The organism is Pseudarthrobacter sp. fls2-241-R2A-168 (genome assembly GCF_030209335.1).
GTDB lineage: Bacteria > Actinomycetota > Actinomycetes > Actinomycetales > Micrococcaceae > Arthrobacter.
In genome coordinates, this window is sequence record NZ_JARVSG010000033.1 from 148,684 (window position 1) to 166,929 (window position 18,246).

The window sequence follows — 18,246 nt, forward strand, 5'->3', positions numbered from 1 at the left end:
TTCCTTTTCTCGAACAGGCGGGGAAGTTTGCGCGCGGCCGGCCAGCTACAGCCATCCGGGCACCACCAGTGCCAGCCACGCCAGGATGGGCCCGGCGACGATCACGATGCCGCTGTAGCCAAGGATCTTTTTGTAGAACCGGTCCTTGTCCACGCCTTCGGGGGCGTTGGCGAGCACCAGCGCGCCGTTGGTGGAAAACGGGGAAACGTCCACGATGGTGGCGGAAACGGCGAGCGCGCAGATGACGCCGACCGCCCCGATTTCACCGGTGGAGAGGAACGGCACGGCGAGCGGGATCAGGGCCGCCAGGATGGCGGTGGACGAAGCGAAGGCGGACACTACGGCGCCGATGAAGCAGATGAGCAGGGCCGCCAGCAGCGGCATGCCCATGCCGGCCACGCCGTTGGAGACGAACTCGATGGTTCCGGCTTCCTCCAGTACGCCAACGAAGGTGAGCATGCCGCAGATCAGCAGCACGGTAGACCAGCTGATCTTGTTGATGGCACCTTTCTGGGCTGCCGGCGAGACAAGCGCCAGCACGATGGCGATGGTGATGGACACGAACCCGACGTCCACCTTGAACCCGAGGGCGATGACGGCCAGTGCCACCAGGCCGGCGATGGTGACCAGCTGCGGGATCCGCTCGGAGCGCTCTTTGGTGGCTGCGACGCCGTCGCCTGCGGGATCCCGGGGGCCATACATGCCGGAGCCGAAGCCCTTGAACGGCACATCGGAGCCGGCCTTGGCTCCGACGCTGACGGCCATCCGCGCCTCGGCGGCCTGCTCCACGAAGTGCCCCACCTTGGAAGACAACAGTCCGCGACCGCCCAGGACAACAAAGAGGACCAGCGCGATGAGGAAGTTGAAGACGAAGCTGGAAAGGAACAGTGCGGTGGGGCTGAAGGCCAGGTCGGTCTTTGCAAGAATGCCGTTGACCGTGACGCCGTAAACGGCGATGGGCGAGAAGCCGCCGGCCTGGGCGCCGTGGATCACCATCATGCCCATCAGCAGCGGGCTGATCTTGTACTTCCCGGCGAAGCTGAGCGCGATGGGGGCAATGATGGCGACGGCGGCGGGAGACAGTGCGCCCACGGCCGTGATGACTGCGGTGATGGCGAACATGACCCAGGGGATGAGGGCCACCCGGCTTCCCACCAGCCGGACGGCACCGCGCACGAGAAGGTCGATGGTGCCGTTGTTCTGGGCAATGGCGAACAGGTAAGTGACGCCAACGATGGTCAGGAAGAGGCCGCCGGGGAAGTTGGCCAGGATCTCGTTGGTGGACATGCCCAGCACCACGGCGCCGAGCAGGAACGCGCCGACGAAGGCGAGGGCACCCATGTTAAGGGGCAGGACGGTGGCAAGCAGGAACATCGCCGCCAGGATGATGATCGACAAGACAGGAGCGGACATCGTTGGTCCTCCGTTGGGGAAAGAAGAATGTGACGTGAGTAACTGGCTCACTGGACTAGCCTCTTAGACAGTGAGTCTATCTGTCAATAGGAAGTGGCATGTATTCTGGGAGGACCTACGACGTAGACGAGGCTTTGTGGAGAAGACAGCACGGCTTGGACTGGAGCGGGTGACCCGCCCCCGGCTGTACGAACAGCTGGTGGAGCAGATCCTCGCCTATATCGAATCGGCCCAGCTGGGACCAGGTGATCTCCTGCCCGCGGAACGTGACCTGGCCGAGCGGCTTGGCGTTTCCCGTGCCACCCTGGCCCAGGCCCTGGTGGCCCTTGAGGTGCTCGGAGTCATCGATGTCCAGCACGGAACCGGTGCCGTGCTGGCGCGGCGGCCCAGTGTTGCATCCGTGATCAAGGGGTTGCGCGAACACCGCAGCCGGCTCCCGGAGATCGTGGAGGCCCGCAGCACGCTGGAGGTGAAACTCGCGGCCCTCGCCGCCGCCCGGCGCACGGAGGATGACCTCGCGGCAATAGGCCACGCCCTGGACGTGATGTCCAAGGAGATCGACGACGGCGACCGCGGCACCCACGGCGACGAGCTGTTCCACCAGGCCGTCACTGGCGCCGCTCATTCCAGCGTGCTGGCGCAGCTCATGGCGTTCATCGCCGAGATGATCCTTGAGACAAGGATGGAGTCGCTCGGCCAGCCCGGCCGCCCCGAACAGTCCCTGGCTTCACACCGCAAAATCGCCGATGCCATCCGCGCGCAGGATCCGGAAGGGGCGGCCGAAGCCATGCTGGCGCACATCGAGCTCGTCTCGGATGTGGAGCTGCTCCGCTGACCGCGTCCCGGCAGCGACACGCCGAAACCTGCCTCCCCTGTCTCCTATCCCGGACAAAGCCGCGCTGATTCCGGTTCTCATTGGCCGCCTGACCCGGTGTGATTGAACGAACGTTTATCACAAGGAGTTGGCCATGGCCGCAGCAAGCAGTGCCGTAGAGGCACGATCAATTGAAATGATTCCGCCGGGCGAGCGCCACGGCCATCCGCGGGGGCAGTTCACGCTCTGGTTCGGCGCCAACGCCCAAATCACTGCAATCGTCGACGGTGCGCTGGCGGTGGTTTTCGGCGCCGACGCCTTCTGGGCCATTGTGGGCCTGCTGGTGGGCAACGTGGTGGGCGGGGCTGTTATGGCCCTGCACTCGGCTCAGGGACCAAAGCTGGGACTGCCGCAGATGATCTCCAGCCGGGCGCAGTTCGGGGTTTACGGGGCCGTGATCCCGCTTGCCCTGGTGATCCTGATGTACGTGGGGTTCGCCTCCACCGGAACCGTGCTCTCCGGACAGGCCATCAACCTGATGCTCGGCGTGGACGTTCCCGCCGTCGGCATCCTCATCTTCGGCGCCGCGACGGCACTTCTCGCGATCCTTGGCTACAAGTACATCCATGCCCTCGGACGCATCGCCACGGTGATGGGGCTCGCCGGCTTCCTCTACCTGACCGTCGCCGTCCTCACCAAGTTCGACGTCACCCAGGTGATGATGGTCAAGGGGTTCGAATGGCCCACGTTCCTGACCGCGATCGCCCTCGGCGCCGGCTGGCAGCTGACCTTTGGTCCGTACGTGGCCGACTACTCCCGCTACCTTCCCGCCGACACCTCCGAGCGCAAGACCTTCTGGTACACATTCGCGGGATCCGTGGGCGGTGCGCAGTGGGCCATGACCCTGGGCGCCCTCGCCGGCGGGCTCTCTGCCGCAAAACTGGGCGGGGACTTCCTGAAGAACCAGGTGGGGTACATGGGCGACCTCGCCGGCGGCGGGCTGATCGCCGTCTTTATCTACCTGGTGATCGTCACGGGCAAACTCACCGTCAACTGCCTGAACGCCTACGGCGCGTTTATGTGCGGGGTCACCATCAGCACCGCGGTCAACCGGAAGGACACGGTATCGAAGACGTTGCGGATCGTCTTTATCATCGCCGTTATCGGGGCCAGCGTCCTGATCGCGCTGTTTGCGAGCAAGGACTTCCTGAACCTGTTCAAGAACTTCGTCCTGCTGCTTTTGATGGTGTTCACGCCCTGGTCAGTGATCAACCTGGTGGACTACTACAAGATCTCCCGCGACCGGCTGGACATCCCGGCCCTCTACAATCCGGACGGCCGGTATGGGCGCTGGAACACGGCCGCGCTGGTGTCCTACGGGGTGGGCGTACTGGTCCAGATCCCGTTCCTCGCGCAGGCACTCTACACGGGACCGGTCACCAAATGGCTGGGCGGAGCGGACATCTCATGGCTGGTGGGGATCGCCGTCACCCTCGCCGTCTACTACCCCTGGGCAAAGGCCACCAACCGGGCGCCGGCCGAATCCATTTATCCGGACAGTGCGTACCAGGACAGCTCTGCGGAGGACACCGTTCCGCTTGCAGCCGGCGGTAAAGCCTGAAGAACTAAAAATGCCCCATCACTTTTGGTCCCTAAAACCGCATCTTGGGGACCAAAAGTGATGGGGCATCTGCAGGTTTAGAAGGTGTAGGAGGAACTGCTGGTGGAACTGGCGATGGCCAGGCCGATGATGGCCAGCAGCCAGAACGCGCCATAGCCCAAAAGACACAGGTATCCGAGCACCAGGCCGGTGATGGACATGCCCTTGCCGGACGGCTCCCGCTTAAGCGCCAGGTGGCCGGTGACGATTGCGGCGATCTGCGGCAGCAGGATGAAGCCCATGATCACCGAGGCAATGCCGCATACCATGCTGGTGATGCTGAGCGTCTTCGGTTCGGCCGGCATGCCGTAGTAGCCGGGCTGGGCGTAGGGGCCCTGCTGGCCGTACGGGCTGGGCTGGCCGTAAGGGCTGGGCTGGCCGTACGGGCTGGGCGGCTGGTTGTAAGCGGCGTACTGACCCTGTCCTTCGTAGGGGTTCTGGCCGTAGCCGCCCTCGCCATAGTTGCCCTGCCTGTACCGATCCTGTCCGTACTGATCCTGCCCGTACTGATCCTGCCCGTACTGGGACTGGGACGTGGCCTCCGGACCAAACGGCGGGGCGAACCGCGGTTCAAAGCCCGATGGCGGGTTGCCGTCAGGGTGCTGGGATTCAGGCCGGTGGGCGGGCTGGTCAGTCAAAGTTGTCCCCCTGGAAGTTTTGCTTCCAGACTACCGCCGCGAACAGGTCAACGTCCCAGGTAGGGCAGCACGTACACGGCAAAGATGACGAAGGCAGCGAGGAGGGCCAGCCGCCCGCCCCCAGTTGTGCCGCGCTTGCGGCCCTTGGCTTTGCGGGCGCCCGCACGCGCATTCGGGGGATACCCCCGGACTGCGGAGCTTCCTGACCCGGCGCGCCGTGACACTGTTCGCGCGGGCACGGGGCGCGGTTCGGCCGTCCCCGGACCGCCTGTAACTGACGGGGCGGGCCGTGGGTCCGCCGGCCTTACCACCGTTCCGGGCCGCACGCTCCGGAAGGCGGTGATGCCAGGCTCCTGCTCGTGCGTGAGTTGCTGTCCGAGGTGTGCGTAGAGCCCCACCACCGTTTGCTGGTCCAGGACCGGGGGCAAGGCTTCGATGGCGCCCACCACCCGCTGGGCGCCCACCACGGCAACATCCGAGTTGGTCACGCCGAAGAGGTCCGGCTGGGCCGCCATACAAATCAGGGGGCGCACGGTCCGGCGGTGCGGCGGCGCCAGAACGGAGGCGACGGCGGCGCATTGGGCCAGTGCCCCTTCCACCGCCTGCGTGCGTGCGTACCGGCCCTGCCACAGCACGCCGGAAGCGACCCTGACTTCGCCGGTCCAGTTCTTGGCGTCCACCACCACCACGCCGCCGGGCCCTACGAGGACATGGTCAAGGTTCGCTTTCGGCCGGCCGGGCCAGTGCACGTCATGCAGCACGTACCAGCCGCGAGGGACCAATTCGCTGAGCTTCTCCGCCACAACGCGCTCACCGACGGCGCCTGCGTCCCAGGCTTTGGTGGTGCGTTCGGCTTGGTCGAGCTGCCGTTTCAACCTGGCAACCCGTTCGGCCGCCAGCCTGGACTGCTCCGCTGCCCCGTCCCCTGCCCCCATGGCCGTCCCTGCTTCCCTGCCGCACATATGACGGCGGAAAGCCGCCGTCGTCCTTTAGCTCCCGGACATTCCGCCCGATTTTTTCGAAAGTAACAGGGCGCGAAGGCGGCGGTATATAAGTACTTTGCGGGGCCTGTACTCAGGTTGGCTACTTGTTTTGATGACGCTGCGCCGTCACAGGGCCGGACACATGGGCCGGATTTGGGCCTGGTCGTTTTGACTGTGGCTCCCTTCTGGCATGCTGGTCCCATGGCTAGCCGCGCGGGTACAGTTGCCCAACCCCAGGACCTTGTTGACATCACTGCGCTTCTTGACGCGTATTACGACATCTCGCCGGATCTGGGTGATCCCGGCCAGCGCGTGGTGTTTGGCACGTCCGGGCACCGCGGTTCGAGCCTCAAGGCGTCGTTCAACGAGAAGCACATTCTCGCCATCACCCAGGCGATTGTGGAATACCGGGTGGCGCAGGGCGTCACGGGGCCGCTGTTCCTGGCCAAGGACACCCACGCCCTGAGCGAGCCGGCACAGAACTCGGCCCTTGAGGTGCTCGCCGCCAATGGTGTGCAGGTCCTCATTGACGCGCGCCACGGCTACACCCCCACCCCCGCACTGAGCCACGCCATCCTCACCTACAACCGGAATGCCGGTGCCGGGGCACCCCAGGCTGACGGCATCGTGGTCACCCCCAGCCACAACCCGCCGGGCGACGGCGGCTTCAAGTACAACCCCCCGCACGGCGGACCCGCCGATTCGGACGCCACCGGCTGGATCGCCAACCGCGCCAACGAACTGCTCGAAAACGGCCTCCGCGGCGTCAAGCGCGTAGCAGTGGCCGATGCACTGGCCGCCGACACTACCGGCAAGTTCGACTTCCTCAGCAGCTACGTGGACGATCTCCCCTCGGTCCTGGACCTGGATGCCATCCGCGAAGCCGGGGTCCGGATCGGCGCCGACCCCATGGGCGGAGCGTCCGTGGACTACTGGGGAGAGATCGCCGAGCGCCACCAGCTGAACCTCACCGTGGTTAATCCCACCGTGGACCCGCAGTGGGCCTTTATGACCCTGGACTGGGACGAGAAGATCCGGATGGACTGCTCCTCCCCGGCGGCAATGGCCTCGCTGATCAAGCGCATGTCCGACGGCGGTGCTGACGCCGCTTTCGATGTTGCCACCGGCAACGACGCAGACGCAGACAGGCACGGCATCGTGACCCCCGACGGCGGGCTGATGAATCCGAACCACTACCTCGCCGTCGCCATCGACTACCTGTACCGGAACCGCAGCGGCTGGAACCCCGGGTCCGTGGTGGGCAAGACCCTGGTGTCTTCCTCCATTATCGACCGCGTCGCCGAGAGCCTGGGACGCAAGCTCGTGGAGGTCCCGGTGGGCTTCAAATGGTTTGTGCCCGGCCTGCTCTCCGGCGAGGGCGCGTTCGGCGGCGAGGAATCCGCCGGTGCTTCCTTCAACAAAAAGGACGGCAGCGTCTGGACCACGGACAAGGACGGCATCCTGCTGGCCTTGCTCGCCTCGGAAATCACGGCAGTCACCGGCAAGTCCCCGTCGCAGCTCTACAAGGGCCTGACGGACCAGTTCGGTGCCCCCGTTTATGCCCGTATCGACGCCGCCGCAACGCGCGAGCAGAAGTCGGCACTGGGCAAGCTCTCGCCGACGGACGTTACGGCCACGGAACTGGCGGGCGAGGCCATTACCGCCAAGCTCACCGAAGCACCCGGCAACGGTGCCTCCATCGGCGGCCTGAAGGTGGTCACGGAGAACGCCTGGTTCGCCGCCCGCCCGTCCGGCACCGAGGATGTCTACAAGATCTACGCCGAGTCCTTCAAAGGCGAGGACCACCTCAAGCAGGTCCAGGCCGAAGCCAAGGCGTTGGTGGACAGCGTCATCGCCTAGGGTTCTTCGCCCCGGCTGTTTCGTCCCGGCCCCAGAGCCGGAGGACACGCCGGACGGTACGGTCACCGTCCGGCGCCATGTCCACCAGCGCGATCCGGTCAAGAACGACGACGTCTCCCGGGTATAGCCGTTTGTCACCGTGGTGTGACACGTGGGGCCGGTAGCCGGACAGGGTGTGGGCGGGGGTGAGGACTTTCCCGTCCAGGCTGCCGACCGCCGCGACCAACTGCTCGTGCAGGGTTTGCAGGTCCGGTTGCGGCTGGATAAGGCTGACGGGAACGGAGCCGTTCCGGCCGAACCCCGCGTCGTTCCCCACCGTGAGCCGGGCCCCCAGGGCGGCCCCGGCCGGCGCTTGGGCAAGTGCTGCGATGCCTTCTGCAGGGTCGGCACCGTCTGTGGCGCCGACGTCGAACCTCACCAGGGTGATGTGCAGCGGCCAGTCGGAGCGCGGGAACACCAGCCCCTCCGTCACGGGCTCGACAAAGGCAACCAGGATGAGGTTCCGCATCCGGCCATTGTCCCACCCCCGCCCGGACGCTCTCTCCCTTAACGCCGGTTAAACGCCAACGCTCTTTCACGAATGAGAGAGCATTGGCGGAAAAGGCGCATTAAGTGAGAGAGCGTTCCGGCAGGCTCGACCACCCGCCGGGGGAGGTTAGACGGTGCGGACGACCTCGTCGTAGGAGAACTTGGGCTTGGCTTCGCCCCAGGCGTCCTCGGCGGGCTGGCCGATGTTGACCACCAGGAAGCTCTTCTGGTCGCCGGCCGGGAAGAAGGCGGCGTCGATGGCGGCGAAATCGGCACCGGTCATGGGGCCGGCAGCAAAACCGAGCGACCGGACGGCAAGGATGAAGTACCCGGCCTGCAGGTGGGCGTTGTTGTTGCCCGTGGCGGCAGCCAGTTCCGGGTTGGCGTCGTACATGGCCTTCGGGGCGTTGTAACCGGGGAGGAAGTTGTCCCACTGGCCTGCCCAGTCGGTGTCGTAGCTGAGGATCGCCACGAGCGGGGCGGATGCCGTCTTGGCCTTGTTCCCGTTGGCGAGGGCATCTACGAGGGTGGCGCGGGCTTCGGCGGAGCGGACGTACGTCACGCGCAGCGGCTGCGAGTTGAAGGCAGTGGGGCCGTACTTGGTGAGTTCGTAGATGGCTTGCGCCTGCTCGTCGGTCACCTCTCCGGTGAAGGAGTTGGCGGTGCGGGCCTGGGCGAAAATGGCATCAACGGCGGCCGAATCGATAACCGCTTCTTCGTGGGCAATAGTCATTTGCGTACCTTTCGCTGCGCCGCCCCGCGTGCCGGGGTGGCCTGTTCGCTTTCCATAGTTGCAACTTCAACTACCCGTGTCCTCTTCCCGTGACGGCGCGTGACGTTAGCCACAGCAGCATCCGGCAGCAGCCTGGCCGGCAGCGGCGGAAAGCTTGGCGGTATTCTGGAGCCAGTTGTTCTTCGCCCCTGCGGCAACCCCCTTGAAAGGCCTCCGCCCATGAGCATGCTCGGAATCAAATGGAAGCTGCACGGCACCGGCAAGTCCATCAAGCCGGGCCACGTGGTGGCCCCCGATGAGCGGCTTGCCTGGCCGCTGACCATTGGCGTGGGCATGCAGCACGTGGTGGCCATGTTCGGTGCCACCTTCCTGGTGCCCATCATCACGGGTATGCCGCCCGCCACCACCTTGTTCTTCTCCGGCATCGGCACACTGCTGTTCCTGGTAATCACCAAGGGCCGTGTGCCCAGCTACCTGGGCTCAAGCTTTGCGTTCATCGCCCCCATCATGGCGTCGCAGCAGCAGTTCGGCGTCCCCGGAGCGCTGGGCGGCGTGGTGCTGGCCGGCGCCGTCCTGGCCCTGGTGGGCGCCATCGTGCAGAAGTTCGGTGCGGGCTGGATCAACCGGCTCATGCCGCCCATCGTCACCGGCGCGATCGTGGCGCTCATTGGCCTTAACCTCGCCCCCGCGGCCAAAAACAATTTCGACGCCGCCCCGGTCACCGCGGTGATCACGCTGGCCACCATCATCCTGGTCAGCGTCCTGTTCCGCGGAATCCTGGGCCGCCTCAGCATCCTGGTGGGCGTGGTGATGGGCTACCTCGTGGCCATGCTCCGCGGGGAGGTCAGCTACGACAAGATGGACGCCGCCGCCTGGGTGGGCCTGCCCCAGTTCCAGGCCCCCGAATTCCACCTCGGCATCCTGGGCCTGTTCGTTCCAGTAGTGCTGGTGCTCGTGGCCGAGAACATCGGCCATGTAAAGTCGGTGGCTGCCATGACTGGCCAGAACCTCGACGGCGTCTCCGGCCGCGCCCTGATGGCCGACGGTGCCGCCACCGTCCTGGCCGGCTTCGGCGGCGGATCCGGCACCACCACCTACGCGGAGAACATCGGCGTCATGGCCGCCACCAAGGTCTATTCGACGGCGGCCTATTGGGTGGCGGGCATCTTCGCCATCCTGCTCAGCTTCTCCCCTAAATTCGGTGAGCTGATCGCCACCGTCCCGCCGGGTGTGCTGGGCGGTGCGGCCACCATGCTCTACGGCATGATCGGCATCCTGGGCGTGAAGATCTGGGTGCAGAACAAAGTGAACTTCTCCAACCCCGTGAACCTGACCACCGCCGCCGTCGCCCTGATCATCGGCATCGCGGACTACACCTGGACCATCGGCGAGCTCAAGTTCACGGGGATCGCCTTGGGTTCGGCCGCCGCGCTGGTGATTTATCACGGCATGAAGGCCATCGCGAAGGCCCGTGGAACAGTGGCGGAACCCGAAACCGAGCAGGCCGGGTTGCCTCCTGCCGCCAAGGCCGCCATCAACGCTGCGGCCAAGAAGCGGGCACCGAAGAAGCGCTAGCGCTGGCTAGGCGGCGTCGTGTGAACCGGCATCGCCGTGGCCCACACCGAAGACCGGCCCCGGCAGAGGACGCTTCGGCGCCAGCGCCTCACCGCCGTGGGGCAGCAGCCTCTGCAGGACCCACGGAAAGAAGTACCGCCTCGCCCAGATCAGGTCCTCCGCCCTGGCTTGGGTCCAGCCATGGGCCGGGACCGGCCGCGGCTGCAGGGGCTTGAGGGAATGCGGCACAGCGAGCGCGTCGAGGGCGGCAACGGCAACAATGTGATGGCCCAACGGCGATAGGTGGAGCCGGTCCCTGTCCCACATCCGGGCGTCCCTAAGCGCGGGAAGGCACCAGAGGTCCACCATCAAGGCCTGATGGTGGATGCCGATCGTGTGCAGGTGCTCGTTGTAGATAGCCAGCCGGCCCCGGACCTGCCCCAGGACAGGGGTGCCGCCCCAGTCCGGCGCCGCGAACAACATGACTGTGGCCCCGGTTTCCGTCAGTTCACCAACGGCCTGATCCATCTTCCCGGCCAGTTTGTCCGGGTCCCCGCGCCGGAACACGATGTCGTTGCCTCCGCCGGACATCGCCACGAGGTCCGGCTTGAGCGCCATGGCAGCCTCGAGCTGCGTGTCGATGATCTCCTGGAGCACCATCCCCCGCACCGCGAGGTTGGCGTAGGCGAAGTCATGCTGCCCGATGGCGAGTTCCTCGGCCGCCCTGTCAGCCCAGCCCCGGTACCCGCCGATGCTGCGCGGTTCGGGGTCACCGATTCCTTCCGTGTAGGAGTCGCCGAGGGCGACGAAGCGGTGCCAGGGGGTGCCGCTGGCCGGGGGTATTTCCGCTCCAGGTTTCCTGCTGGTCGATGGTCATGCCCGCCGTCCTTTCGCCGTTGTGGAAGGGGCCTTGTTCCGGCCAGCTCCTGCATCGGGCGGTTGGCCCAACTCGGCCGGAGCCAGCAGTCGGAAGTCCTCAACGTCGTCGGCCATCTCCCGCCGCGGCCCCGAAACGTCCCTTACGGGCCCTGGCACCACAACATTCAAGGCCGCACCATGAAGGTCCAATTCGTGGTGCGAAGCCTCGCGCTGCAGGAAGCGCAGGGCACCCTCCCGGCTGAGCCCGTACTCGTCCATCAGGCTTCGCACCGCCAGGTCAACCAGAACCAGTGAGCTCTGTGCCACGGCAATTCCCGCCGCTGCCTCCGCGCGCTCTGCCACCCGGACCACCACGCGCAGGGCACGCGCAAGCTGCCGCGCGTAGATTTGGGTGCGGAGGAGATCATCACTGGCGAAGGTATGGGGCGAGGAGGCGTAAAGGTTAATGGCGGCGCTGGTCAGGCCCTCGGAGACGATGGGCACTGACAAAAGCGACTGCACGCCATGCCCGGCCGCAGCATTTGCATACCCGGGCCACCGCCGGTCCCGGCCCAGATCGGACAACAGCACGAACTCGCCGCTCCGCAGGGCCTCGATGACGGGTCCGTCGGCGAAGGAACACTGTTCCCGGTCTGCCTCGCGTGCCTGCTCGCTGCTCGCGGCGAGGGTGCGTGCCTTCCCCAGGCGGAAAAGGGTGGCGGCCCAGCCGATGCCGCGGCGCTCACCCTTGATGTCCCTCATAAACTCCTGGGTGACTTCCTGGAGGTAGGTTTCCACGTCCTTGCTGTCGAAAACCGGCTCCGGGGGAAGTGGGAGCGATCCCCAGCCAATCTGTCCGGCGGGTTCAGCGGCCATGTTGCACGCCTTGCTTGTAGCGCTGCGGCCCACTGCAAAACCTCGTGATTACAGAATACGACGCATCGCACCGTTGGCGGGAGGGGGCAGCCCAGTTCCTGGCTAGTCGACGGCGGTGGCTTAGTCGACGGCGCCGCTGTTGCCTGCGTACGCTGCCACAGTTTCGGCCAGGACGACGTCGTAGGCTTCCACCCGCCGGTCCGTCACCGTAGTGGGGGACTCAAGGTGGACGGCCCCCGAGGGCAGGATGCCGGCGGCCCCGTACCTCTCCATCACCTGCCACTGGGCAACCACGTCCTCCCCTGCATGATCCGCAGGCAGGCTCGGCCAGAAACTGAAGCCGCCGGCATCGCAAAGTGCATCGCGCCGGTAGAGCACGCACCCGCCGAGCCACGCCACCCGGTACGGCAGCCACTCCCCCGGCCCCAGGGAAAGATCCGCACTGAGGTGGCTGAGGTTTGCGGCACTGTGCAGCGGCCAGCGCTCAAAGCCGGGGGTGCCGGGACGAATACGTTCCGGCGTCACGGGTCCTTCCCAGACTTCAAAGCCCTCCGTTTGCTCCGGCCGCCTGTCGTCAAGGTAGGACAGGCCCTGCGGCGCCATGCCCACAAAGCCGCAGTCCAGCTCGTCAAGTGCCCGGTTCATCCGCTCCAAGGCACCAGGTTCCAGCCACACATCGTCGTCAAGGAAGAGGCACTTCGCCGCGTTTGACTGGTCGAGCAGGAACTGGCGGTGCTCAGCGAGCCCGCGCCGCGGCAAGTGCCGCAGCAGTGTGACCGGCCGGCCCTGGGCTTCGAGGACCCGAACCATGGCAGCAGCCGCAGGATGCTCCCAGGCGGGCGCATCGCCGGACTGGTCGCTGACCACTACCCGGAAGGAAGGATCAGCCTGCCCGGCCAGGCCCGACAGTGTTACTGCCAGCTCTGCAGGGCGGTTGCACGTGGGTACCAGTACGTCCACGTCCACCCGTTCCGGCACCCCACCACGGCCTGCCCATTGTCCTGATGATCTCCTGCTCACAGCCCACCTCCGGGCGCCTGCATCGGCATAGATAGCGAATGGGTTTCGTCGTGTCCTGTACCCACATCCCCGGGATGTATGCGGCCACGGCAAAGGCCCCCGGCCGCTGCCACAGTGGACAGCAGCCGGAGGCCTTCAGCGGTTCGTGCGGCTGGGCTCAAGCAGCCGCGGCGGCCCGGTCAGCCGGCGTCGAAGCTTTCCCCGCCGTCGTCGTTCGGTGATTTCTCCCGGGGCAAATCATTGCCGGTTCCGTCCGGGATGCCCGCTGCTTCCTGCCCGGACTCAGAGGACACGGGAGCGGACCCCTTTGAATCGTCGTTGTTCTCGTCGATTTCAGCCGCACTCGAAGGAAGGTCCACGTCGCGGGGCAGGGGGTCGCTGCCGGTGCCGGACTGCGGCTCGTTGGTGTCCACGCTTCCTGCCCCGCCGTCACCGGTGGTGGCCGAGCCGTTGGCTGCGCCCTGGGTACCTCCCAGTTCCTGCTCTGCGGTGGGAGTGCCGTATCCGCCCGGATCGGTCTCCGGCTGGGCCTGCTGGTTTTCCTGCGTCATTATTCCTCCTGCTTGTGCGTTGGATGGATGGTGGCTTGGACCTTGAATGGGACCCGGGCTGCTCAGAGCCCCTTTCCGCCGGTCACCGGCAGCACGGCCCCGGAAATATAGGACCCGTCCTCCGAGGCCAGCAGGACATAGGCTGCGGCGAGCTCGGCGGGCTGGCCGGCCCGTTCCAGCGGTGTGTCCTGTCCGAACTTCGGAAGCTTGTCCGGCCACTCGGTGGCCGGGATCAACGGGGTCCAGATGGGTCCCGGAGCCACAGCGTTCACCCGGATCCCCTTGGGCCCCAGTTCCTGCGCCAGCGCCTTGGTGAAAGCCACCTGCGCGGCCTTGGTCATGGCGTAGTCGATGAGGCCCGGCGACGGGTTGAAGGCCTGGATCGAGGCCGTGGTGATGATCGAAGCGCCCGGCTTGAGGTGGGGCACGGCGGCCCTGGCCGTCCACAGCAGCGAGTAGAGATTGGTCTTAAAGACCCGGTCGAATTCCTCCGTGGGCAGCGATTCAAGGCTTTCGCGGTTCTTCTGGTACGCGGCGTTCAGCACCACTACGTCCAGGCGGCCGAACTCTGCCGCCGTTTCGTCAGCAATCCGGGTACTGAATTCTTCCTCGCGGCCGTCGCCGGCAAAAAGCAGGACCCGTTGGCCCGCCTTCCGGATCCAGTCCGCGGTGTCCTGGGCGTCCTCCTCCTCTTCAGGGAGGTAGGAGATGGCTACGTCGGCCCCTTCGCGGGCGAACGCGATGGCCGCCGCCTTGCCGATGCCCGAATCTCCACCGGTGATGAGGGCGGCCTTGCCCTGAAGCTTCCCGTGCCCCTCGTAACTGAGTTCGCCGTGGTCCGGTTTGGGATCCATGGGTGCCGTCAGGCCGGGCTGCTTCTGTTCCTGCTCCGGAAAAGGCCCTGCGTGGTAGCCGCCCCGGGGATCCTTCGGCTGGTCCGCCTGCTTGTCCGTCCCGCTCATAGTCCGCCTCCTCACTGTGTCCGTTTCCACCGTGTCGTTTTCCACTGTGTCGGTCGGTTTCAACTGTGTCGGTTTCGAAGGGCGTGTGCACCGGCCCTTCGAAGCTATCCCGGCCGGAGGAGTAAAGTCCACCGTTCCGGGCGAATAATCAGTAAACTTATCAAATGGCAGGCGCGGTGCAACATTGCCCCCGCTTGTGGGTAGGCAGGGAGTAGAAGGATACCCAGGCACTGGTGGGGGCTGGAGGGAGAGGCAATGTCCGACGTGGAGGACTACACAGGCCGGACCGGCCGCAACGAAACCCGCGAAGAGCAGATGGACCGCAACTGGGCGGAACTGCTGCAGGAGCTGCGGGTGCTGCAGACCGGCGTGCAGATCCTTGCCGGATTCCTGCTGACCCTGCCTTTCCAGTCGCGCTTTGAAGAGCTTGACGACTTCCAGGTGGCCCTGTACCTGGTCAACGTGGTCATCGCAGCCCTGACCACAGCGTTCATCCTCCTGCCGGTCAGCGTGCACCGGAGGCTGTTCCGGAAGCGGCTGAAGGAGACCCTGGTGTCGAGCGCCGATTTCATCACGAAGATTGCGCTTGCCGGGATAGGGCTCCTGAGCGCCGGAACCGCCGCACTGGTGTTCGACGTGACGGCCGGCCGGTCAGCCGGCCTCACCGCCGGAGGCGTACTCCTTGCCGTCCTGGTGGTCCTCCTGGTCTATGTCCCGCTGCACCTGAACAGGCGCGCCACGGCAGGACGCTAGCCTGCCTGAAGCCGGCTTCAAACCCCTTGTTTGACCCATTGACCGTTACCCCTGAACCCGACAGGAGAACTTCATGCGAACATTTTTTCGGACAGCCCTGATGGCCCTGCTGCTCATTGCCGCACCGGCGCTTTCGGCCGGAGCCGCCCAGGCGGCGCCAAGCCCGTTCGTGCAGCACATCACGGCATCCCCCGGAGAGGCGTGGGCGCAGTCGGCCGCGTCTCCCACACCATCCCCCGGGGATACCGCCTCAACCGGCCCTGCTAATCCGGGCACCGGCGAATCGGCGCAAAACGAGTCCACCAGGCTCGATTACACGCCGTGGGTGATCGGCGCGGCGGTCCTGGTGGTCCTGATCCTGATCCTGATTTGGCGCCGCCGCCGCAACACCACCATCGTTTAGACGCGCGGCCTTTAGCCAGCCGCTGCCGGGCTAGGCGCCCTCGAGTACCTGGCTTGTTGCCCAGGCCAGGTACTTTGCGGCGTTGGCCACAGCGTCGTCGGGACTTGAAGCCACGTCCAGCAACTGCGCTGCGGCAACCACACCATGCCCGGCAAGGTCTTCCGGGGTCACCAGGATGCGGCCGGCCACCACGATCACCGGAATGCCACGTTCCCGCGCAGCGTCCGCGAGCGCAATCGGAGCCTTTCCGGTCAGCGACTGGCCGTCCATGGACCCTTCCCCGGTGATCACCAGGTCAGCCTCGGCGAGCTGGTCCGCCAGGCCGGTCAGTCCAGCCACCAGCGCGAAGCCGCCTTCGAGAGCGGCGTCAGTGAAGGCAAGGAACGACGCCGGGAAGCCGCCGGCGGCGCCCGCTCCCTCAACGTTGACGTCCCGGCCCGTCGCCTCCCGCAGGAGGGATGCCCAGTTGCGCAGCCCGGCGTCGAGCAGTTCCACGGCTTCCTCGTCGGCGCCCTTCTGCGGGGAGAAGACGTGGGCAGCTCCCAGCGTTCCGTACAGCGGGTTGCGCACGTCGACGGCGATGCGGAAGCTGGCAGCGGCCAGCCGGGGGTCAAGCGCAGTGGTGTCCAGTGCCACAACGTCTGCGAGCGAACCGCCACCGAGCGGCACCACATTCCCGGCTGCGTCGAGCGGCTTCAGGCCCAGGGCGCGCAGGGCGCCGCTGCCGCCGTCGGTCATGGCGGATCCGCCGAGCCCCAGGACGATTTCCGTGGCTCCCGCGTCCAGGGCGGCCGCGATCAGCTGGCCGCAGCCGTAGCTGTGGGCACGCATGGCATTGGCCGGGGTTGGCTCCATCTCGGCAAGGCCGGACGCCTGGGCGGTTTCAATCACAGCGGTGACCTTGCCGCCGTCGGCCTTCCTGATGGCCCAGGCTGCGCCAACCGGGGCAAGGATGGGGCCAACCACGGCGTTGATCCGCTCTTCGTAGCCGGCTGCCACCGCGGCTTCGAGGGTGCCCTCGCCGCCGTCGGCAATGGGGAACTGCGTGGCGACGGCGTCCGGGTAGACGCGCAGGGCGCCCTCGGCGATGGCGGCGGCCGCTTCAGCAGCCGTAAGGGAACCCTTGAACTTGTCCGGAGCAATAAGAATGCGCATAGGCTCCATCATGCCAGCAGCCGCTGGGAAAGCGCTTGCCCTCGCCGTAATACGGGCGTGCGCTACTTATGGAGTCCCGGCCGTAAAGCTCAGCCAAGCGAAGCTCTAACCTGCTGACTGTTCAACGGCGTTCAGCCGACGGCGGCTACCCCTGCCGCCATTCATGGCTGGTGATGTGGGACCCGCCCTGCGGACCCATCTGCAGCATGCCGCCGTCCACGGCCCAGGAGGCGCCGGTGACGTAGCTCGAGGCGGGGGAAGCCAGGAACGCGATCACCGCGGCGATTTCCCTCGCGTCGCCCGGCCGGCCCAGCGGAACGCCGGGCCTGTCCTTGGTGGTGGGATCTTCGTTCTCCTGCCCCGTCATGGGGGTGGCTATCTCGCCGGGGGCCACGCTGTTGGCGGTGATGCCGTGCTCGGCAAGTTCCAGGGCCAGCGTTTTCATGAGCCCGCCCAGTCCATGCTTGGAGGCGTCATAGGCGGAGGATCCCACCCGCGGCTGGAATTCATGGACGCTGGTGACTGCCACCAGGCGCCCGCCCTTTCCGGCGTGGACCATGCGCCGGGCTGCGGCCTGCAGGCAGACGAACGCGCCATTGAGGTTCGTGTCCAGTGTCTGCATCCACGTGTCGACATCCAGGTCCAGGAACTTTGTCCCGTCACCGGTCCCGGCGTTGTTCACAAAGACGTCCACGCCGCCGAGCTCTTCCGCCAGTTCATCGATGACGGCGCCGGCGCCCTGGAGATCAGTGGTGTCCAGCTGCCGCACCACCGCCTTGCGGCCCAGGCTGCGGACTTCTTCCGCCGTTGCCTCAGCCCCGGCCTTGTCAGAATGCCAGGTGACACCGATATCCATCCCCGCTTGGGCCAACGCCACGGCGGTGGCCTTGCCGATTCCGGAATCTGAGGCGGTGACAATGGCGGTGGCGGGGCTGAAACCTGTGGTGTCCTGCATGGTGGCTCCTCTTGGCAATCAGGTTGGCAATCAGGTTGGCAATCAGGCGGGGCGGCTTTGGCGATCAGGCTGGGCGGCGCAGTTCCGGCGGTGGCGGATACTCGCCGTCGTCCGTTTCCGGCAGCCTGTCCGGGACCGCCATGAGCGGGACAGCAAAGGTCACCACCGGCCGGGGGTGGGCCTCATCGGCGGATCTGACGGTCAGGCTCCGGGTTCCGGGCGGCACCGAGGGGGTGAAGACCTGCAGGTTCCGCGAGCCGATGTTCGCGGACCTGAGCAGCGAGTATTCGGTGCCGAAGTGGTCCTGGAGGATGATGACCGGTTCCGGTTCGTTGTCGGAGGCCAGCTGGATGTTGACCACCAGGCCCGTGGACCAGATTTCCACTGACAGCACGGTGAAGGCGGTGGAATCCGTGACATGCCGGCCGTAGGTGGGTGGCAGCAGCATCCCGCGGAGGGAACCGGTTGGGATTAGTTCGCGCATTGTTGTTCCTGTAGGTTATGCGCCTGCCGTCGACGGGACAGCGCCG

General features: G+C 66.2%; 19 protein-coding genes. 6 read left to right on the forward strand and 13 right to left on the reverse strand.

The window, feature by feature from the left end; genetic code table 11:
- Nucleotides 1-45: 45 nt before the first annotated feature.
- Nucleotides 46-1,413 carry an SLC13 family permease gene (locus tag QRN11_RS16810; protein ID WP_285313705.1) on the reverse strand — a complete coding sequence of 456 codons (1,368 nt, stop codon included), beginning with the start codon at nucleotides 1,411-1,413 and terminating at the stop codon, nucleotides 46-48.
- Between the two features lie 136 nt (nucleotides 1,414-1,549).
- Here QRN11_RS16810 and QRN11_RS16815 point away from each other — a divergent pair, with 136 nt between their 5' ends.
- Nucleotides 1,550-2,248 (forward strand): FadR/GntR family transcriptional regulator, encoded by a 699-nt coding sequence (locus QRN11_RS16815; protein ID WP_285313706.1) that lies wholly within the window; start codon nucleotides 1,550-1,552, stop codon nucleotides 2,246-2,248.
- A gap of 133 nt (nucleotides 2,249-2,381) precedes the next feature.
- Complete coding sequence (locus QRN11_RS16820; protein ID WP_285313707.1) at nucleotides 2,382-3,848, forward strand: purine-cytosine permease family protein; 1,467 nt, start codon at nucleotides 2,382-2,384, stop codon at nucleotides 3,846-3,848.
- A gap of 77 nt (nucleotides 3,849-3,925) precedes the next feature.
- Here QRN11_RS16820 and QRN11_RS16825 read toward each other — a convergent pair whose 3' ends face one another.
- Entirely contained in the window at nucleotides 3,926-4,525 is a 600-nt protein-coding gene (locus QRN11_RS16825; RefSeq protein WP_285313708.1) for a DUF4190 domain-containing protein, read from the reverse strand.
- A 47-nt stretch (nucleotides 4,526-4,572) separates the two neighbouring features.
- Nucleotides 4,573-5,460 carry a nuclease-related domain-containing protein gene (locus QRN11_RS16830; RefSeq protein ID WP_285313709.1) on the reverse strand — a complete coding sequence of 296 codons (888 nt, stop codon included), beginning with the start codon at nucleotides 5,458-5,460 and terminating at the stop codon, nucleotides 4,573-4,575.
- A gap of 249 nt (nucleotides 5,461-5,709) precedes the next feature.
- Here QRN11_RS16830 and pgm point away from each other — a divergent pair, with 249 nt between their 5' ends.
- On the forward strand, nucleotides 5,710-7,368 hold the full coding sequence (pgm, locus tag QRN11_RS16835) for a phosphoglucomutase (alpha-D-glucose-1,6-bisphosphate-dependent) (protein WP_285313710.1): 1,659 nt from the start codon (nucleotides 5,710-5,712) through the stop codon (nucleotides 7,366-7,368).
- Here the strand turns inward: pgm and QRN11_RS16840 are convergent.
- A complete protein-coding gene (locus QRN11_RS16840; protein WP_285313711.1) occupies nucleotides 7,358-7,876 on the reverse strand; it encodes a 2'-5' RNA ligase family protein in 519 nt (172 codons plus the stop codon). The two genes, pgm and QRN11_RS16840, sit on opposite strands and share 11 nt — an antisense overlap.
- Nucleotides 7,877-8,023: 147 nt before the next feature.
- Nucleotides 8,024-8,629 (reverse strand): malonic semialdehyde reductase, encoded by a 606-nt coding sequence (locus QRN11_RS16845; protein ID WP_091420281.1) that lies wholly within the window; start codon nucleotides 8,627-8,629, stop codon nucleotides 8,024-8,026.
- A gap of 219 nt (nucleotides 8,630-8,848) precedes the next feature.
- Here QRN11_RS16845 and QRN11_RS16850 point away from each other — a divergent pair, with 219 nt between their 5' ends.
- Nucleotides 8,849-10,204, forward strand: a complete 1,356-nt coding sequence (locus tag QRN11_RS16850; RefSeq protein WP_285313712.1) for a uracil-xanthine permease family protein — start codon at nucleotides 8,849-8,851, stop codon at nucleotides 10,202-10,204.
- A gap of 6 nt (nucleotides 10,205-10,210) precedes the next feature.
- Here QRN11_RS16850 and QRN11_RS16855 read toward each other — a convergent pair whose 3' ends face one another.
- The 5 genes from QRN11_RS16855 to QRN11_RS16875 all read right to left on the reverse strand — a co-directional run bounded on the left by QRN11_RS16855 (nucleotide 10,211) and on the right by QRN11_RS16875 (nucleotide 14,450).
- Nucleotides 10,211-11,026: an SGNH/GDSL hydrolase family protein gene (locus QRN11_RS16855; RefSeq protein ID WP_350224005.1), complete on the reverse strand. Its 816-nt coding sequence runs from the start codon at nucleotides 11,024-11,026 to the stop codon at nucleotides 10,211-10,213.
- Nucleotides 11,027-11,056: 30 nt separating this feature from the next.
- Nucleotides 11,057-11,917, reverse strand: coding sequence for a GAF domain-containing protein (locus QRN11_RS16860; protein ID WP_285313713.1), 861 nt, complete (start codon nucleotides 11,915-11,917; stop codon nucleotides 11,057-11,059).
- Nucleotides 11,918-12,037: 120 nt separating this feature from the next.
- The gene (locus tag QRN11_RS16865) at nucleotides 12,038-12,937 is read right to left on the reverse strand and encodes a glycosyltransferase family 2 protein (protein ID WP_285313714.1); all 900 of its coding nucleotides are present in this window, start codon (nucleotides 12,935-12,937) and stop codon (nucleotides 12,038-12,040) included.
- 179 nt (nucleotides 12,938-13,116) lie between these two features.
- The gene (locus QRN11_RS16870) at nucleotides 13,117-13,488 is read right to left on the reverse strand and encodes a hypothetical protein (protein ID WP_091420274.1); all 372 of its coding nucleotides are present in this window, start codon (nucleotides 13,486-13,488) and stop codon (nucleotides 13,117-13,119) included.
- A 62-nt stretch (nucleotides 13,489-13,550) separates the two neighbouring features.
- Nucleotides 13,551-14,450, reverse strand: coding sequence for an SDR family oxidoreductase (locus QRN11_RS16875; protein WP_285313715.1), 900 nt, complete (start codon nucleotides 14,448-14,450; stop codon nucleotides 13,551-13,553).
- A gap of 255 nt (nucleotides 14,451-14,705) precedes the next feature.
- On the opposite strand from QRN11_RS16875, the gene QRN11_RS16880 reads away from it, so the two are divergent.
- Together QRN11_RS16880 and QRN11_RS16885 are read left to right on the forward strand one after the other, a co-directional pair.
- On the forward strand, nucleotides 14,706-15,203 hold the full coding sequence (locus tag QRN11_RS16880) for a DUF6328 family protein (protein ID WP_091420270.1): 498 nt from the start codon (nucleotides 14,706-14,708) through the stop codon (nucleotides 15,201-15,203).
- A gap of 73 nt (nucleotides 15,204-15,276) precedes the next feature.
- Nucleotides 15,277-15,606 (forward strand): LuxR family transcriptional regulator, encoded by a 330-nt coding sequence (locus QRN11_RS16885; RefSeq protein WP_285313716.1) that lies wholly within the window; start codon nucleotides 15,277-15,279, stop codon nucleotides 15,604-15,606.
- Nucleotides 15,607-15,636: 30 nt separating this feature from the next.
- Here the strand turns inward: QRN11_RS16885 and QRN11_RS16890 are convergent, their stop codons facing one another.
- The 3 genes from QRN11_RS16890 to QRN11_RS16900 all read right to left on the reverse strand — a co-directional run bounded on the left by QRN11_RS16890 (nucleotide 15,637) and on the right by QRN11_RS16900 (nucleotide 18,200).
- A complete protein-coding gene (locus QRN11_RS16890) occupies nucleotides 15,637-16,761 on the reverse strand; it encodes a glycerate kinase (protein WP_285313717.1) in 1,125 nt (374 codons plus the stop codon).
- A 145-nt stretch (nucleotides 16,762-16,906) separates the two neighbouring features.
- Nucleotides 16,907-17,716, reverse strand: coding sequence for an SDR family oxidoreductase (locus QRN11_RS16895; RefSeq protein WP_285313718.1), 810 nt, complete (start codon nucleotides 17,714-17,716; stop codon nucleotides 16,907-16,909).
- A gap of 64 nt (nucleotides 17,717-17,780) precedes the next feature.
- On the reverse strand, nucleotides 17,781-18,200 hold the full coding sequence (locus QRN11_RS16900; RefSeq protein WP_091419284.1) for a hypothetical protein: 420 nt from the start codon (nucleotides 18,198-18,200) through the stop codon (nucleotides 17,781-17,783).
- Nucleotides 18,201-18,246 lie beyond the last annotated feature (46 nt).

Coding starts and splice junctions, on each gene's coding strand:
- QRN11_RS16830 (WP_285313709.1), bottom strand. CDS start 5,460: ATGGGGGCAGGGGACGGGGCAGCGGAGCAGTCCAGGCTGGCGGCCGAA.
- QRN11_RS16875 (WP_285313715.1), bottom strand. CDS start 14,450: ATGAGCGGGACGGACAAGCAGGCGGACCAGCCGAAGGATCCCCGGGGC.
- QRN11_RS16845 (WP_091420281.1), bottom strand. CDS start 8,629: ATGACTATTGCCCACGAAGAAGCGGTTATCGATTCGGCCGCCGTTGAT.
- QRN11_RS16885 (WP_285313716.1), top strand. CDS start 15,277: ATGCGAACATTTTTTCGGACAGCCCTGATGGCCCTGCTGCTCATTGCC.
- QRN11_RS16890 (WP_285313717.1), bottom strand. CDS start 16,761: ATGCGCATTCTTATTGCTCCGGACAAGTTCAAGGGTTCCCTTACGGCT.
- QRN11_RS16900 (WP_091419284.1), bottom strand. CDS start 18,200: ATGCGCGAACTAATCCCAACCGGTTCCCTCCGCGGGATGCTGCTGCCA.
- QRN11_RS16850 (WP_285313712.1), top strand. CDS start 8,849: ATGAGCATGCTCGGAATCAAATGGAAGCTGCACGGCACCGGCAAGTCC.
- pgm (WP_285313710.1), top strand. CDS start 5,710: ATGGCTAGCCGCGCGGGTACAGTTGCCCAACCCCAGGACCTTGTTGAC.
- QRN11_RS16820 (WP_285313707.1), top strand. CDS start 2,382: ATGGCCGCAGCAAGCAGTGCCGTAGAGGCACGATCAATTGAAATGATT.
- QRN11_RS16810 (WP_285313705.1), bottom strand. CDS start 1,413: ATGTCCGCTCCTGTCTTGTCGATCATCATCCTGGCGGCGATGTTCCTG.
- QRN11_RS16895 (WP_285313718.1), bottom strand. CDS start 17,716: ATGCAGGACACCACAGGTTTCAGCCCCGCCACCGCCATTGTCACCGCC.
- QRN11_RS16870 (WP_091420274.1), bottom strand. CDS start 13,488: ATGACGCAGGAAAACCAGCAGGCCCAGCCGGAGACCGATCCGGGCGGA.
- QRN11_RS16840 (WP_285313711.1), bottom strand. CDS start 7,876: ATGCGGAACCTCATCCTGGTTGCCTTTGTCGAGCCCGTGACGGAGGGG.
- QRN11_RS16880 (WP_091420270.1), top strand. CDS start 14,706: ATGTCCGACGTGGAGGACTACACAGGCCGGACCGGCCGCAACGAAACC.
- QRN11_RS16860 (WP_285313713.1), bottom strand. CDS start 11,917: ATGGCCGCTGAACCCGCCGGACAGATTGGCTGGGGATCGCTCCCACTT.